General features: G+C 64.7%; 14 protein-coding genes. 10 read left to right on the top strand and 4 right to left on the bottom strand.

Going from position 1 to position 15,960, the window contains the following annotated elements; genetic code table 11:
* Nucleotides 1-11 precede the first annotated feature (11 nt).
* Together V8U06_RS03120 and V8U06_RS03115 are read right to left on the bottom strand one after the other, a co-directional pair.
* A complete protein-coding gene (locus V8U06_RS03120; protein ID WP_226918798.1) occupies nt 12-1,838 on the bottom strand; it encodes a monovalent cation:proton antiporter-2 (CPA2) family protein in 1,827 nt (608 codons plus the stop codon).
* A 54-nt stretch (nt 1,839-1,892) separates the two neighbouring features.
* Nucleotides 1,893-2,267: a gamma-butyrobetaine hydroxylase-like domain-containing protein gene (locus V8U06_RS03115; protein WP_226918797.1), complete on the bottom strand. Its 375-nt coding sequence runs from the start codon at nt 2,265-2,267 to the stop codon at nt 1,893-1,895.
* A gap of 135 nt (nt 2,268-2,402) precedes the next feature.
* Here V8U06_RS03115 and moaA point away from each other — a divergent pair, with 135 nt between their 5' ends.
* From moaA to V8U06_RS03100, 3 genes are all read left to right on the top strand, one after another.
* Nucleotides 2,403-3,455 (top strand): GTP 3',8-cyclase MoaA, encoded by a 1,053-nt coding sequence (gene moaA / locus V8U06_RS03110; protein WP_427139451.1) that lies wholly within the window; start codon nt 2,403-2,405, stop codon nt 3,453-3,455.
* A 54-nt stretch (nt 3,456-3,509) separates the two neighbouring features.
* The gene (locus V8U06_RS03105; protein WP_427139450.1) at nt 3,510-4,145 is read left to right on the top strand and encodes a DUF1176 domain-containing protein; all 636 of its coding nucleotides are present in this window, start codon (nt 3,510-3,512) and stop codon (nt 4,143-4,145) included.
* 186 nt (nt 4,146-4,331) lie between these two features.
* A complete protein-coding gene (locus V8U06_RS03100; RefSeq protein WP_427139449.1) occupies nt 4,332-5,264 on the top strand; it encodes a hypothetical protein in 933 nt (310 codons plus the stop codon).
* Nucleotides 5,265-5,331: 67 nt separating this feature from the next.
* On the opposite strand, the gene V8U06_RS03095 is transcribed toward V8U06_RS03100, so the two are convergent.
* Nucleotides 5,332-7,878 (bottom strand): methyl-accepting chemotaxis protein, encoded by a 2,547-nt coding sequence (locus V8U06_RS03095; protein WP_427139448.1) that lies wholly within the window; start codon nt 7,876-7,878, stop codon nt 5,332-5,334.
* A 372-nt stretch (nt 7,879-8,250) separates the two neighbouring features.
* Here V8U06_RS03095 and V8U06_RS03090 point away from each other — a divergent pair, with 372 nt between their 5' ends.
* The 3 genes from V8U06_RS03090 to mobB all read left to right on the top strand — a co-directional run bounded on the left by V8U06_RS03090 (nt 8,251) and on the right by mobB (nt 10,374).
* Complete coding sequence (locus tag V8U06_RS03090) at nt 8,251-9,156, top strand: DMT family transporter (protein ID WP_427139447.1); 906 nt, start codon at nt 8,251-8,253, stop codon at nt 9,154-9,156.
* 67 nt (nt 9,157-9,223) lie between these two features.
* On the top strand, nt 9,224-9,859 hold the full coding sequence (gene mobA / locus V8U06_RS03085; RefSeq protein WP_427139446.1) for a molybdenum cofactor guanylyltransferase MobA: 636 nt from the start codon (nt 9,224-9,226) through the stop codon (nt 9,857-9,859).
* Complete coding sequence (gene mobB, locus V8U06_RS03080) at nt 9,856-10,374, top strand: molybdopterin-guanine dinucleotide biosynthesis protein B (protein ID WP_226918791.1); 519 nt, start codon at nt 9,856-9,858, stop codon at nt 10,372-10,374. Before mobA ends, mobB begins: the two co-directional genes overlap by 4 nt.
* Before the next feature lie 81 nt (nt 10,375-10,455).
* On the opposite strand, the gene V8U06_RS03075 is transcribed toward mobB, so the two are convergent.
* Complete coding sequence (locus tag V8U06_RS03075) at nt 10,456-12,621, bottom strand: OmpA family protein (protein WP_427139445.1); 2,166 nt, start codon at nt 12,619-12,621, stop codon at nt 10,456-10,458.
* 339 nt (nt 12,622-12,960) lie between these two features.
* On the opposite strand from V8U06_RS03075, the gene V8U06_RS03070 reads away from it, so the two are divergent.
* From V8U06_RS03070 to V8U06_RS03055, 4 genes are all read left to right on the top strand, one after another.
* A complete protein-coding gene (locus tag V8U06_RS03070; RefSeq protein ID WP_226918789.1) occupies nt 12,961-13,746 on the top strand; it encodes an ABC transporter substrate-binding protein in 786 nt (261 codons plus the stop codon).
* Between the two features lie 172 nt (nt 13,747-13,918).
* Nucleotides 13,919-14,722, top strand: coding sequence for an ABC transporter permease (locus tag V8U06_RS03065; protein WP_427139444.1), 804 nt, complete (start codon nt 13,919-13,921; stop codon nt 14,720-14,722).
* Nucleotides 14,719-15,549: an ABC transporter permease gene (locus V8U06_RS03060; RefSeq protein WP_427139443.1), complete on the top strand. Its 831-nt coding sequence runs from the start codon at nt 14,719-14,721 to the stop codon at nt 15,547-15,549. The genes V8U06_RS03065 and V8U06_RS03060 overlap by 4 nt, the downstream gene beginning before the upstream one ends.
* A 143-nt stretch (nt 15,550-15,692) precedes the next feature.
* Nucleotides 15,693-15,959, top strand: a complete 267-nt coding sequence (locus tag V8U06_RS03055) for an usg protein (RefSeq protein ID WP_226918786.1) — start codon at nt 15,693-15,695, stop codon at nt 15,957-15,959.
* The last annotated feature ends 1 nt before the right edge of the window (nt 15,960 follow it).

Here is a 15,960-nt window from a genome sequence, read left to right as displayed (position 1 = left end):
ATTGCGTAACGTCAATTGACCTCTTCGTCGGCATGACGGTGGCGCTCTTCCTCCGCCGCAGCGCGCTCGCGCCCGGTGCGGGCGGCGACGATGTCGGCGGGCTGGGCGTTGCCGCGAATGAGCTGGCGACCGGCATAGATGCCGCCGACGGTCTCGATCTCGAGGCGCTGGCGGTCGATGTCGCGGAATTCCTCCACCACCTCGGCCGCAAGGTCCTCGTCCTCGCCGAGCGCCTTCAGCGTCTCGCGGCTGAAGGTCATGGCCGACTCGAAGGTCTCGCGGATCTGGAAGTCGACGCCCGCATGCACGAGGTCGATGGCGTGGCCACGGTCGTAGGCGCGCGCGAGGATCGGCACGAGCGGGAATTCCTCCTTCACCACCTCGGCGATCTTCACGGCCGCCTGCCTGTCGTCGAGGCAGATGAGGATCGCCTTGGCGGTCGCCGCGCCGGCGGCATGCAGGATATCGATGCGCGATCCGTCGCCGTAATAGACCTTGAAGCCGAATTCCGACGCGTCGCGCACGAATTCCGCATCCTTGTCGATCAGCGAGAGCGTGTAGCCGCGCGCCAGAAGCGGCTGGCTGACGATCTGGCCGAAGCGGCCGAAGCCGATCATCAGCACCGTGCCCTCGACATTTTCCGGCAGCGTCAGCCCCTCGGTGGACGGCTGCTGCTTCGGCACGAGGCGGTCGTGCAGGATCACCATCAGCGGCGTCAGGATCATCGAGATGATGATCGTCGCCGTCAGGATGGCATTGTCCTTGCCGCTGAGGATGCCGGCCGAAACGGCCGCGGCGTAGAGCACGAAGGCGAATTCGCCGCCCTGCGCCATCAGCACCGCCCGCTCCAGGCTTTCGCTGTGGCAGGTGCCGACGAGGCGCGCGACCAGGTAGATCAGCAGGATCTTCGCGACCATGTAGCCGATGACGCTCGCTACCACGAGCTGCCAGTTGGCGGCGATGACCGAAAGATCGATCGCCATGCCGACGCCGAGGAAGAAGAGGCCGAGCAGGATGCCGCGGAACGGTTCGATGTCCGCTTCGAGCTGGTGGCGGAAGGAGGATTCGGACAGCAGCACGCCGGCAAGGAATGCGCCCATCGCCATGGAAAGCCCGGAGACCTGCATGGCGAGCGCCGAGCCCAGCACCACCAGCAGCGCCGCCGCCGTCATCACCTCACGCGCGCCGGAGGCGGCCAGCACCCGGAAGAGCGGGTTCAGCAGGTAGCGTCCGGCCAGCACCAGCGCCACGATGGCGCCGATGGCGATGCCGATGGCAAGCCAGCGATCGGAGGCGTCCGTCGCCGCCGCGCCCGTGCCGAGCAGCACGACGATGGCGAGCAGCGGCACGATGGCCAGATCCTCGAAGAGCAGGATGGCGATGATGCGCTGGCCCTTCAGCGTCGAGATCGTCCCGCGCTCCTGCAGCATCTGCATGACGATGGCCGTGGAGGTGAGCACGAAGCCGGTGCCGGCGACGAAGGAGGGAATGAGCGGGAAACCGAAGGAAAGCCCGATGCCGGTCAGCGCCGCCATGGCGCCCATCACCTGGATCGCGCCGAGCCCGAAAATATCCTTGCGCATGCCCCACAGCCGCGATGGCTGCATTTCGAGGCCGATGATGAAGAGGAACATCACCACGCCGAGCTCGGCGACATGGATGATCGCCTGCGGATCGGCGAAGAAGCCGAGGCCGAACGGACCGATGGCAAGCCCGGCCGCCAGATAGCCGAGCACGGAACCGAGCCCGATCTTCTTGAACACCGGCACGGCGGCGACGCCCGCCGCCAGCAGGACGACAACCTGGGTGAGATCGTTTGCGTTCGCTTCTGCGGCCAAGGGGCATCTCCCGTTTGTTTCTGGGTGGACGCGCCCTTCGGCAGGCAGTCCGGATTATCGCGGCTTTTCGGATATATCGCGGCTCATGCCCTTCTCCGCAAGCTCGCGCTCGTAATCGGCAAAGAGGCTCGCGCCCTTTTCCCCGAGTTCCCGCAGATAGGACCATGTATAGATGCCGGTATCATGAAAATCGTCGAAGCCGATGCGGACGGCATAGTTGCCGGTCGGCGTCATGGCGATGATCGCCACATTGCGCTTGCCCGGCACCGTCACCTTCTGCCCCGGCCCATGGCCCTGCACCTCGGCGGAGGGCGAGAGGACGCGCAAGAGCTCGGCGGAAAGATCGAAGCTCTCGCCGTCGTTGAAGGTGACGAGAAGGCGCTGGCGGTCCTTGGACACGCGCAGTTCGGTCGGCCAGAGGTCGCTCATGCCAGATCCCTTTCCATTCGATTTCGCGAAGGACTATGCCGCAAGCCGGGGATGTGCAAGGCTGAAAATGCTGTCATAATTGCCGCATCGGCTTGACGCGGCGCGTTGCGCGCACGACATGTCGGTGATGGAGGAATGGACGTGAATTCGCCTGCAGGACCCTGGAACGGCGCCGACCCGGTCGCCCGATCCGACGCCCCGATGATCGACCCCTTCGGGCGCGCGGTCACCTATCTGCGCGTTTCCGTCACCGACCGCTGCGATTTCCGCTGCACCTACTGCATGGCGGAAAACATGACCTTCCTGCCCAAGAAGGATCTTTTGACGCTGGAGGAGCTGAACCGGCTCTGTTCCGCCTTCATCGCCAAGGGCGTTCGCAAGCTGCGCCTGACCGGCGGCGAGCCGCTGGTGCGCAAGAACATCATGTATCTCGTGCGCGAGCTCGGCAAGAAGATCCATGACGGCCAGCTCGACGAACTGACGCTGACGACCAACGGTTCGCAGCTCGCCAAGCACGCTGCCGAACTTGCCGATTGCGGCGTGCGACGCATCAACGTTTCCCTCGATACGCTCGATCCGGACAAGTTCCGGGCGATCACCCGCTGGGGCGATCTTTCCAAGGTCATCGAAGGCATCGACGCGGCGCAGGCCGCCGGCCTGAAGATCAAGATCAACGCCGTCGCGCTGAAGGACTTCAACGACCGCGAAATCCCCGACCTGATGCGCTGGGCGCATGGTCGCGGCATGGACCTCACCCTGATCGAGACCATGCCGATGGGTGAGATCGAGGAAGACCGCACCGACCGCTACCTGCCGCTGTCGCAGATGCGGGCGCAGCTGGCGGAAGACTTTACCCTCACCGACAACGCCTACCGCACCGGCGGTCCCGCGCGTTACGTCACGGTGGCGGAGACCGGCGGCCGCCTCGGCTTCATCACCCCGATGACGCATAATTTCTGCGAAAGCTGCAACCGCGTGCGTCTCACCTGCACCGGCACGCTCTATCTCTGCCTCGGCCAGAACGACGCCGCGGACCTGCGCCTGCCCCTGCGCGCCTCCGACGACGATGCCCTGCTCTCCCAGGCGATCGACGAGGCCATCGGCCGCAAGCCGAAGGGTCACGATTTCATCATCGACCGCCGCAACCGCCCGGCCGTCGCCCGCCATATGAGCGTCACCGGCGGCTGAGCGTCACCGGCGATTGGGCGTCGGGCGGCATCCGAAAGAGCGAACGAGGTTTCAGTGAAGCGCCTTCTGCCTGCCCTCCTCTGCGCCGCCCTGCCCTCCATGCCGCTGGCCGCCGACCGTCCGGATGGCATCGCAGCCGCCGAAACGATCGCCAAGGCCGCCTTCGGCGCGGACTGCGACATGAACGGCATGCCGGAAGTGCCGATGGCCGGCCCCGACGACGAGGGCTACGGCCATAGCGTCTACCGCTTCACCTACAAGCCCGACTACAATCCTGATGGTCCGGCCGTCGAGGCCGAACTGTTCCAGCTCTTCTGCGGCTCCGGCGCCTACAATATCCGCCATGCCTTCGTGCTGAAGAAGAGCGACGAGGAAACGCCGAAGCTCATTGCCTTCGCCACGCCCGATCTCGACTATGCCTATGCGGACGAGGAGATGAACACGCTGAAGGCGGCCCCGAAAGTCTGCGGCTTCCGCGCCACCGGCCTTTTGGTCAATGCCAGCTTCAACGAGAAAACCCGCACCATCTCCAGCCACGCCGCCTGGCGCGGCATCGGCGACGCCTGGGACAGCGGCGACTGGATCTTCCGCAACGGCGATTTCATCCTGACCCGCTTCGAGGTCGACCCGACCTACGGCGACCCGGACCCGGCTGCGGAGAGCTACGTGGTTTATGAGGCCGGGAAGTAGCGCGGCGCGCCCTTCCCGTTCCCGCTTCCCTTCGCCCCCTCAAAAGCGACGCGCCATCCCGCATTCTCCGCCGCAACCCAAACTCCCCCATAACGGGAATTTAATTTTTGAAAATAGACATGCAGGGTTGCGCCCGGTTTCCCGCCCAATATCCTCGGACCGGGGATATCCTTGGGGGAGACCGTCATGCAGAAAAGCCACAAACGCAATGCCGCATTGCTCGCCGTCGTCCTGCTCGCCGGCTGCAATGCCCATCCAATTCCCGATGACGTAACACTCGATACGGTCGCCATCGTGCAAAAGATACGATGCGAGGCGCGCGATGCCGTACTGGATGCAATGATAAGTAAAATCAACGAACGAGGGACGGAATCCGACAAGCGGTATGCCGCCGACCTGAGGAGCGATCGCACGAGAATCCTCAGGAAGGACAGGGCCCAGCTCAGCGAAGACATGAAGAGCTATCTGCGCACCTATGCGGAGGGGGCCATCGGTTACGATTTCAATTTCGACATCACCGTCAACACCGACAACAGCGTTGGAATCAACCTGTTCAATCCCTTCAGCAATGGCACGAGGACGTTCGACATCGGCGCGGGCGTCGCGCGCCAGAACCAGGGAACGAGAAGCTTCCAGATCGTCGACACGTTTACGGAACTCGCCAAACTCTACGAGACGAAGGACGGCAAAGATTCCTGCTTCCGGCTCGCCGCCGGCAACGCGCTTTACCCGATCACCGGCACGATCGGCCTCAAGGAGGTTGTACGGACCTTCATCAATCTCAACGACATCGCCGGGATCGAGCGTAAGGCGGAAGGCGACAAGACAACGACATTCTCGGACGCCATCGAGTTTCAAACGACGATCTCGGGACGGGTCAACCCGAAGATCGAACTGTCTCCCGTCAAGCATGGCGTAGGGCTCGCAGACGCAGGCATGACAAACACCTGGAAGCGAACCGACAAGCACAAGGTGATCATCGCACTGCAGCTGAAGCCGCAGCAGGCGGTGACGGCCGGGGCGAAGAAGCCGGTCACGATCAAGCCCGCAGCCGGCGTCCTCAGGACGATCGACCGCAAACTCTACCTCGATCGGGAATACCAGCACGGACTTCAGTAGGCCACGCACCAGAAACGCAAAGCGGCCGGGTTTTCACCCGGCCGCTTTCGTTTCATGTCACCTGCCCTTACGCGGCGTAGTGCTGCCGGCCGTAACCATCCTCCGGTCGCGTCTCAAGGTCGCGCGTCTTGAAGTGGTCGATCTTCTCGTTGAGCGTCTGCACGCGGCGGCGCAGGCCGTGGATCTCGGCGGTGTTCTCCTCGACCATCGCGGCGTTCTGCTGCGTGATGAGTTCGACCTTGTGTACCGCCTGGTTCACTTCGCTGATGCCCTCGTACTGGGCGGCCGCGGCCGCTTCGATCTTGCCGACAAGCGTGTGGATCGAGGAGATGTGCTCGTTGATGACGCTCAGCGCCTCGCCGGTCTCGGTGACGAGAGCGACGCCGTTGCGCACCTGGGCGGAACTGTCGGAAATGAGCCCCTTGATCTCGCGGGCCGCGCCGGCGCAGCGCTGGGCAAGTTCGCGGACCTCCTGCGCGACGACGGCAAAGCCGCGGCCCGCCTCGCCTGCGCGGGCGGCCTCGACGCCGGCATTGAGCGCAAGCAGGTTCGTCTGGAAAGCGATCTCGTCGATGACGCCGATGATCGTGCCGATCTTCTCCGAGGAGCGGTTGATCTCGCCCATGGCGTCGACGGCCTTGGCCACGACCGCGCCGGAGCGCTGGGCGTAGCTGTGCGTCTCGTCGACGGAGACGGCCGTCTTCTGCGCGCTTTCGGCCGTGGAGCGGACGATGTCGGTGAGCTGGCGGAGCGCCCGCGAGCTTTCCTCCAGCGCCGCGGCCTGCTGCTCCGTGCGACGGGCGAGGTCGTCGGCGGAGGCGGCAAGGTTGCCGGTGCCGCCGTTGATCTCCACCGTCGTCGCGCGCACGTCCGAAAGCGTGGCGCGCAGGGCCTCGACGGCATTGTTGTAGGTTCGGGCCATGGCGACATATTCGGCCGCCAGCGCCTCCGTCATGCTTTCCTCGAGATTGCCGGCCGCAAGCTTGCCGAGAACGTCGGAGAGCGCGCTCAGCGCCTCCGTCTGCTCGGCCTCGATGCGGGCGCGTTCGCTGGCGCGGCGGGCCTCGTCCTCGGCGGTGAGCTGGCGCTGGGCTTCCGCCTGCTGCTCCAGCCGGATGTTTTCCCGTGCCGCGTCGCGGAAGACGGCGACCGAGCGCACCATGTCGCCGATCTCGTCGCCGCGGTTGCGGCCGTCGATGCTGATGTCGAGGTCGCCGCTGGCAAGCCGCGACATGGCTTCGGTGACGCGCTTCAGCGGTCCGCGCAGCGTCTCCACCAGCATCAGGCCACCGATGATGGCGAGCAGCGTGCCGGCGACCATGGCGATGATCGAGACATTGGCCGAGCGCTGGCTGTCCTTCTTGCCGGCCTCCTGGGCGCTGGAGACGAACTGTTCGAGCGTCTGGCTGGCATCGGCAACCGAGGCATAGGCGGCGATGCGCGCCGCCTGCCACTTCTCGCCGACGGCAATCAGGTCGCCCGTGCCCTTCTCGATCTTCGCCAGCGACGGCGCGAGCTTCTGCGAGAGGTCGCGCAAGGCCGCGTTCTTGGCCCCGAGCTTGGCCAGTTCGGCAGCGCTCGTCGAAACGGCCTTCACGTCGGCCAGCACGGCGTCGCGGCTCTCCTGGTTCAGCTTGCGATGCAATTCGCTGATATGCAGGCGCGTTTCGTCGATGCCCTTGAACGTATCGCCCATCAGCGCGATCAACGTCTTCAGCACGGCGATTTCCGCATCCATGCCGACGAAGCGCTTTGCCGCCGTATCGGAATTCTTGCCGGCTTCCTTGAGGAAGTCGGCGTCGAACTTGGCAAGCTTGGTGAGCACAGGCACGAACTTCGCCTTCTTGCCCTCGGCATCGTCGGCGCCGGCAAGGATTTCGCGCACCTTGGCCAGTTCGGTCTCGAAGGCCTTGATCTGCGTCAGCGCCTTCTGCGAGGCGATGGCCTTGGATTCGTCCAGTTGCTTGAGCAACTGCGGCAGGTAGGTTTCGGCCGCCTTCACCTTGTCCTCCGCCTTCATCGCCAGCGCGACGGGCTTGCGGAACTTGCCGATGCGTTCGGCAAGCCCCTGATAGGCGGCGGCGTCGAAGAGCAACGCCTTGGCGAAGGCTTCCTTTTCGCCCGATTCGCTGCGGATCACGCCGATCTGCTTCTCGGCGAACTCCCCGTCCTTCGCCATCGCCGCCAGCGCCCCTTCGAGGTCGGCGGTAACGGCGTTGCGCTCTTCATCGATGGTCCAGAGCGTTTGCGCCTGGTCGCGCATGGTGGCGGCAAGGGCGACGACCGAAGCGATCTTCGCCTTTTCCGCCGCGTCGGGCAGGAGAGCGTCGAGATCGCGAATGCCGGCCTCCTGCTCGTCGATCCGCACGCCGAGCGCGCCCCGCGTCTGCTGGCTTGGCTTGTCGGCAAAGTCCTGCAGGCCGGAGCGCAGGTTCTGGAAATGCGACAGGCTGTTGATCGTCTCGCGCGTCACCGTCATATGGCCGTTCAGCGTGCTGGCGGTGAAATAACCGACAAGGCCGATGCCCGCGATCAGCGCGACGAGAGGGATGACGAACAACAGCACCTTGGTGACGATGCGGCGCTGCTGCAGCAGGCGGTCGATGAAGGACATGGGTTCCCCGACGTTTTGTGACGACCAAGCTCCCCCGGGTGTCTCAAAGCCGAAGCGGCCGCAAAAGGCTCGTCATACGAGCGCGGCCGTGTTTGCTGTCGGGGCTTCGGCCGATCTTCCACCAGGCGGCGCGCCCTCACCCGTCGCATCATGCGATCGCTCAATGGGATGACGCAACGATAGGTGCGGAAGCTTAATGAAACCCTTCGGCGAAACGGCAGCAATTCAAGCCTTTGGACCCGGCGCTTCATGCACCGCACCGAAATGTCGGCCCCGCGTCCCCATCCACCCCGATTGTTCCGCCTGAGGCCCTGATGGCAAGCGCCGCCCATTGGGCCTATGAGAGAGGTACAGACGCTTGGAATCATCCGCATGAACTCCTCCGGAAATGCCAGGGGCGCACTTTTCATGGTCATCGCCATGGCGGCCTTCACCTGCAACGACGCCCTCGTCAAATCCGTCACCCATGCCATGAACACCGGGCAGATCCTTTTCGTGCGCGGATTGATGACGAGCGTGCTGGTGCTCGCCATCGCCAGGAGCATGGGCGCGCTCGGTTCGTGGCGGATCGTGCTGCAGCCGGCGGTGGCGCTGCGCCTTTCGGCCGAAATCCTCGCTTCGCTCGCCTATATTTCCGCCCTCGGCGCCATGCCGCTCGCCAACACCGCCGCCATCCTGCAGTCCCTGCCGCTCGCCGTCACGCTGGGCGCCGCCCTCTTTCTCGGCGAACAGGTCGGCTGGCGGCGCTGGCTTGCCATTGCCGCGGGCTTTGCCGGCGTGCTCATCGTCATCCGTCCGGGGCCGGACGGGTTTTCGCTGGCGGCGCTCTATGTCATCGCCTCGGTCGTCGGTGCGGCGGCGCGCGACCTGTCCACGCGCAAGATCCCCGGCGACATCCCGTCCATCTTCATCAGCGCGGTAACGGCGCTCGCCATCACCCTCGTCGGCGGCGTGTTGACCGGGCCGATGGGCGGCTGGCAGCCGATGGCGCCGGATGTGCTGGCGCGGCTCGCCGGGGCGAGCGTCCTGCTGCTCGTCGGCTACCAGACCATCGTCAACGCCATGCGCGCCGGGGAAATCTCCTTCGTCGCGCCCTTCCGCTACACCAGCCTCATCTGGGCCATCGCCATCGGCTTCCTGTTCTTCGGCGAAGTGCCCGATCTCTGGATGACGGTCGGCGTCGCGATCATCGTCGCCTCCGGCCTCTATACCTTCTACCGCGAGAACCGCCGCCGGGCGAAGACCCTGGCGCAGGGATCGACGCCCGAATCCCCGTGACACCCTCGACACTTGCAGCCGCCGGCAGCACCGACTAGATCGGGTGAGGTTGAGGGGCGAAGGAGCGATGGCACAGATGGAGGCGATACCGGGCGTAATTCTTGCCGGCGGCCTGTCGTCCCGCATGGGGCAGGACAAGGCGCGCCTGCGGCTTGGCGGCCTCTCGCTCCTCGATCGCGCCATCAAGCGCCTGCAGCCGCAGGTCTCGACCCTCGCCGTCAATGCCAATGGCCCGGTTCTCTTCGAGCCGGGCGCGGAATTGCCCGTCTTCGCCGATCTCGACGCCAGCCGCTCCGGCCCGCTCGGCGGCGTGCTCGCGGCGCTCGATCATGCACGGCGCCACCATCCCGGGGCGCACCATGTCGCGACCGTGCCGACGGACAGCCCCTTCTTCCCGGCCGACCTCGTCGCCCGCCTCGCCCATGCCGCCGATGGACCGGAGCGCATCGCGACGGCCCGGTCGGCCGGCGGTCCACATCCCGTCTTCGCCCTCTGGCCCGTCGCGCTTTTCGAGGACCTTTCGGCCTGGCTTGCCGGCGGGGGCGCGCTGCGCGTGCGCAGTTATCTTGAGCGCCACCGGGCCCGGGAGGTCTCCTTCCCGACAATCGAGACGCCGCGCGGCGCCTTCGATCCCTTCTTCAACATCAACACGCCCGACGATCTCGCCGCGGCGGAAAACTGGCTCTGGATACTGGAACGATGACGCGACCGAAGATTTTCGGCATTGCCGGCTGGAAGAATTCCGGCAAGACGGGCCTTGCCGTCCGCCTCGTTGCCGAACTGGTGGCGCGCGGCTACCGCGTCTCGACCATCAAGCACGCGCACCACGACTTCGACATCGACAAGGTCGGCGCCGACAGCTATCGCCATCGGCAGGCCGGCGCGCATGAAGTCACCATCGTCTCCGGCACGCGCTACGCCATCATGCACGAACTGCGCGGTGCGCCCGAACCCTCCTTCGAGGAAATCCTAGCCCGCCTCGCCCCCTGCGACCTCGTCCTGATCGAGGGTTACAAGCGCGAACCGATCCCGAAGATCGAAGCTCGCCGGCGGGACGCCGCCAACCGCACGCCGCTCGCCCCGGAAGATCCGCATATCGCCGCCATCGCGGCCGACCATGCGGTGACGGACACGACGCTGCCTGTCTTCGACCTCGACGACACCGCCGCCATCGCCGATTTCGTTGTTGCCGTGACGGACCTTGCAAAGCCGGCCTGACGACGCCGCGACAAAGCGCCACCGGAATGCAGAAAGGCCGCGGGATCGCTCCCGCGGCCTTTCGCTTTCATGTCGGTCCGATCAGTTCGCGCTGGCGACCGGGCGAACCAGCGTCGTCACGCGGCGAATGGTGACGCGGCGGTTCTGCTGTTCGGCGGACTGGGTGCGAACCTTGAGGAAGCGCTCGCCATAGCCCTGCGTCTGCAGGTTTTCCGGCGGAATGCCGTAGACCTCGGTCAGCAGGTTGGCGACCGACTCGGCGCGCTGGTCGGACAGAACGAGGTTGGACTTGTCCGAACCGACGGCATCCGTATGGCCTTCGATCAGGAAGGTCTCGCCCGGATCCTTGTCCAGCACCTTCTCCATGGCGTCAGCGACCTTGCGCAGCGTGCGGGCCTGCGACATCGGCACTTCGGCGCTGCCGGTGGCAAAGGTCACGGTGTCGAGGTCGATGCGGCGCACCTTGTCACGCAGACGCGCGGAGTGCTTCACCTCGTCCATCGTATAGACGCGTTCCACGCGTTCGACCGGCGGCTCGGAGAGGAACTCGTAATAGTCGCGGTCCGGATCGCTCGACGTGTCGACGATATAGTCGCTGACCGGGATGCGCAGGCGCATCGGCGGCAGTTCGTAGCCGACGTCAACGAAGTCGGGGCGCGGGGAGTCGTCTTCCCGTTCCGGCGCATAGGCGAGGATGTATTCCCGCCCGTCGCGGCCGACGCGCGAACGCTGGATAATGTCGCCGTAGCGGTCGTAGATCGTCACGATCTGCACGCCGCCGGGACGCACGATCGTTTCGCGCACGCGGCCGCGGGCGAGGTTGTCGTAGTAGACCTCTTCCGAATCGCGGCGCAGGCGCGGCCGGTCGTCGCCACGCACGACGAGCTGGTTGCCCACCTCGATGACCGTGCGGTTGTCGATCTTCTCGATGACGTTCACTTCGGTGACGTTGTTGTTCACGTTGTTGTTCACGGTGTTGTTGACCGTGTTGTTGTTGATGACCGTGTTGTTGATCACGGTGTTGTTGACGATGTTGGTCGTCTGCGGCACCTCGAAGACCGGCGCGGCGTCGAGACGCTCGCCCTCTTCCTTGATCGCCGCCTCGATCTTCTGCGGCACGGCTTCGCGCACCTCTTCGGAAATCGCGGCCTGGGCAGAAACGTCCGATTCCGGCAGCGGAGCGGCCTCTTCCTCGGCGCGCAGTTCCTCGCGCTTCTTGCGACGCTGCTCACGGCTCGTCTGGCCGCCGAGATTGTCGGCGTCCTTGTCGCTGTCGAGCACGGCCGCACCGTTTTCGACCGGCAGCACGACCGTTTCGTCGGTCTGGCCCGGATCGGCGGCGATTTCCTGTTTCTGTTCCTCGGTCAGCGTCTCGACGACTTCCGGCACCGGCTCGACGAGGGGCGTCTCGCCGGTTTCGGCCGTGGCGGGCTGCTGCTCCGTGCCGGTTTCCGTCGCGGGCTGCTGCTCGCCGGTTTCCGTCGACGGCATCTCGCCCTCGGCCGGCAACTGGCCACCCTTGGCGGGCTGCTCGGCCTGCTGTTCCTCAGTCTGCTGCTGCTGTTGCAGGAGCAGCTGCTCTTCGGCAGCCTTCTGCTCGTCAGCCGCCTTCTGTTCTTCAGCAGCCTTCTGTTCCTCGGCAGCCCTCTGCTCGTCGGCTGCCTTCTGTTCTTCTGCAGCCTGCTGTTCGTCGGCGGCCTTCTGCTGCTCTTCCGCAGCGCGCTGGGCCTCTTCTTCCGCAGCCTTCTGCTGCTGGGCTGCCTCGTCGGCTGCCTTCTGCTGTTCTTCCGCCTGGCGCTGCTGCTCTTCCGCGGCCTTCTGCTCTTCGGCCTGGCGCTGTTCCTCGGCGGCGCGCTGCTGCTCTTCTGCCTGGCGCTGCTGCTCTTCGGCGGCCTTCTGTTCTTCGGCCTGGCGCTGCTGTTCCTCGGCGGCGCGCTGCTGTTCTTCCGCCTGGCGCTGCTGCTCTTCAGCCTGGCGCTGTTCCTCGGCGGCGCGCTGCTGCTCTTCTGCCTGACGCTGCTGCTCTTCGGCGGCGCGCTGGGCTTCTTCCTCGGCCGCGCGGCGCTGCTCTTCCTGCTGCTGTTGCAGGAGAAGGAGTTCCTCTTCGCTCGGCTGGCCCTGGTCGGAGCTTTCCTGCGCAACCTCGAACGGCTGCATCAGCGCATCGGCGAGCGAGGGCGTCGCGACCAGCGAGGCCGACAGCACCGGGAGCGCCACGGTTGCAAAAAGTTTGGAGCGGAAAGTCATCGTTTTGTCCTCACGGTGTCCCGTCTGTTGCATCGAGAGTTGCCGGCCGGTTCTGACGCCCGCCGGCGAATCCTTCGTCTTCCTTATAAGGCCTAGCCACATTCGGCTGAATGCCGGCTGAACGGCCTCCTGTCGACCGACGAGATAGGTCGCGCCCCCGCCTTGGCTAGGGGCAAGGCAGAAATTGTCGGGGAAACGGGGCGGAATGACGGCGGAAAAGCAGTTGATTTTTTGGCGGAAACGGGTCGATTATCCAGCCCAAGCGGGCAGGCCTGCCCGCTTCCCATCAAGGCCCGGACAAGAATAAAAACCGGTGAGCCTTCAACTGAGAGGACCAAAATGCGTATTTCCAAACGTTTCACGCTCGCAGCTTCGGCCGCGGTGATCGCCCTCTTCGCGTCTTCCGCGGCGATGGCGGACGGCGAGAAGATCGTGATCGGCACGGAAGGCGCCTACCCGCCCTTCAACAATCTCGAATCGGACGGCACCCTGACCGGCTTCGACGTCGACATCGCCAAGGCGCTCTGCGAGGAGATGAAGGCCGAGTGCACCTTCGTCACGCAGGACTGGGACGGCATCATTCCCGGCCTGATCGCCAAGAAGTTCGACGCCATCGTCGCCTCCATGTCGATCACCGCCGAGCGCAAGGAGAAGGTCGACTTCTCCAAGAAGTACTACAACACGCCGCCGGCGATCATCGTGCCGAAGGATTCCGACATCAAGGAAGCCACCCCGGAAGCGCTCGCCGGCAAGTCGCTCGGCGCGCAGGGTTCGACGACCCACTCCAACTATGCCGAAGCGCATATGAAGGATTCCGACATCAAGATGTATCCGACGGCTGACGAGTACAAGCTCGACATCGCCAACGGCCGCATCGACGCCGCCATCGACGACGTGGTGGTGCTGTCCGAATGGCTGAAGACCGAAGCCGGCGCCTGCTGCAAGCTGCTCGGCACACTGCCGATCGACCCGGTCATAAACGGCGAAGGCGCCGGCATTGCCGTGCGCAAGGGCGAAACCGCGCTGGCCGACAAGTTCACCGCGGCGATCGCGGCGATCCGCGCCAACGGCAAGTACCAGGAAATCAACGCCAAGTACTTCCCGTTCGACGTCTACGGCGACTGATCGATCGCGCTTTGGTGTCATGCGGGTTTTTTCTGACCCCATCACCAGAATGCACGGGCGGGAGGGCTTGCTCTCCCGCTCCTTTTGTTTGAGAACTTGCACATAAAGAAAAGGTGACGCTTCAAGGCGTCCTGACAAGAAGCGTGAAACGCGCATCGGGGGTTCTTCTGGCATGAGCGGGTTCTTCACCGCCATCGTCGAAGCGGTATCTGCATTTCTGGGGATCATCGATCCCTTCTGCGGGCCGGTCGGCATCTTCAATCTGTTCGCGAGCAATACGCTTCTGGCTTGCGGCGACGCTGGCTGGGGCGACGAGATCGCCTTCGGCTTCATCGTCACGGGAAGCCTTGCCATCGCAACGCTGCCCGTCGGCCTGCTGATGGGCTTCTTCATCGCGCTGGCCAAGCAGTCGGAGGAAAAGTCGCTCCGGCTGTCCGCCAATATCTACACCACGCTCTTCCGCGGCCTGCCGGAACTGCTGACGCTCTTCATCGTCTATTACGGCCTGCAGATCCTGGTGCAGAACTTCATGAATGCCATCGGCTACGAAGGCACCGTGGAGATCAACGCCTTCTTCGCCGGCATGATCGCGCTCGGCGTCGTCTTCTCCGCCTATTGTTCGGAAGTGCTGCTCTCGGCCTTCAAGGCCATTCCACGCGGCCAGTATGAGGCGGGCTATGCGCTCGGCCTTCACCGCGGCCGCACCATGCAGCTCATCGTCCTGCCGCAGCTCATCCGCGTCGCCCTGCCCGGCCTTGGCAATCTGTGGATGGCGCTCCTGAAGGACACCGCCCTCGTCTCGGTCGTCGGCCTGCCGGATATCCTGCGCCAGACGAGCGTCGCGGCCCGCGTCACCAAGGAAGCCTTCGAGTTCTACGCCGTCGCCTGCCTGCTCTTCCTCATCCTCGCCTTCCTCTCCTCGCTGGTCTTCTCCAGCATCGAGAGCTGGGCCAAGCGTTCGGAGGTCGCACGATGAGCGCCGTCACCAGCCTCATTCCGCCGCAGGCCCCGCCCCCGGCGCCGCCGAAACCCTTCACCGCCGGCCGCTTCTTCGGCAACATCTTCCTTGGCGTATGGCTCGCCCTCACCGTCGGCATCTTCCTGATGATCGTCGGTGGCTGGGATCCGGAGAAATTCACCAAGTACGGCCCGAGCTACATGTCCGGCCTCGGCGTGACGCTGCTGCTGGTCGTGCTCTCCGTCGTGCTCGGCGGCCTCATCTCTCTGCCGCTCGCCTTCGCGCGCATGTCGAAGAACCCGGTCCTGTCGTGGATCGCCTATGGCTACGTCTATTTCTTCCGCGGCACGCCGCTGCTGATGCAGCTCTTCCTCGTCTATTACGGTCTCGGCAGCTTCTCGCCCGAACTCAAGGCCTGGGGCCTGTGGTGGTTCTTCCGCGACGCCTGGAACTGCGCCCTCCTGACCTTCACGCTCAACACCGCCGCCTACCAGGCCGAAATCCTGCGCGGCGCCATCGAGAGCGTGCCGCGCGGCCAGCATGAGGGCGCCGCCGCGCTCGGCCTGCCGAAGAAGGTCGCCTTCTTCAAGATCATCCTGCCGCAGGCCCTCATCGTGGCGCTGCGTCCCTACGGCAATGAGATCATCCTGATGATCAAGGGTTCGGCCATTGTCGCCATCGTCACGGTGCTCGACCTGATGGGCGAAACCCGCCGCGCCTTCTCGCGCACCTTCGACTATCAGGCCTATCTCTGGGCCGCGCTGATCTATCTCCTCATCGTGGAGCTGCTGCGCAACCTCTGGGCCTGGCTGGAAGCACGCCTGACGCGCCACCTGAAACGCTAAAAATCTGGCAGCACTCGCTGACGAGTGCTGCCAATACCCTGATTTCGAAGAAATATTCCCGATACGGACAAAAGATTAAGCCTGCATTAACCTTGCGGGCGCTCAATCATTGGGACCATCATTCACCACGCAATGAGGTCACCATGACGAACGACATGGCACTGCAGCTCAAGGGCTACGGCATGACCACGGCCCAGATCCTCTACCGCATGCCGGATCACCAGCAGTTCCTGCAGACCTATATCTGGCAGCATTACGATCTCGCCCCCGATTTCCCGGAGATGAAGAGCTTCCTCAGGTTCTGGCAGGAAAAGCTGGACGGCCCGATCCATTCCGTGCGCTACGTCCACCGCCGCCTGATCTCGGCGACGGAATGGCGCGCCCTGAAGGGCGAGTTCGTCATCAACTGAC

Origin of the sequence: Shinella sp. G-2, from assembly GCF_050172695.1 — a bacterium.
Taxonomy (GTDB): Bacteria; Pseudomonadota; Alphaproteobacteria; order Rhizobiales; family Rhizobiaceae; genus Shinella.
The sequence above is the reverse complement of the archived record's forward strand: the minus strand, read 5'-3'. Positions and strand labels throughout refer to the sequence as shown.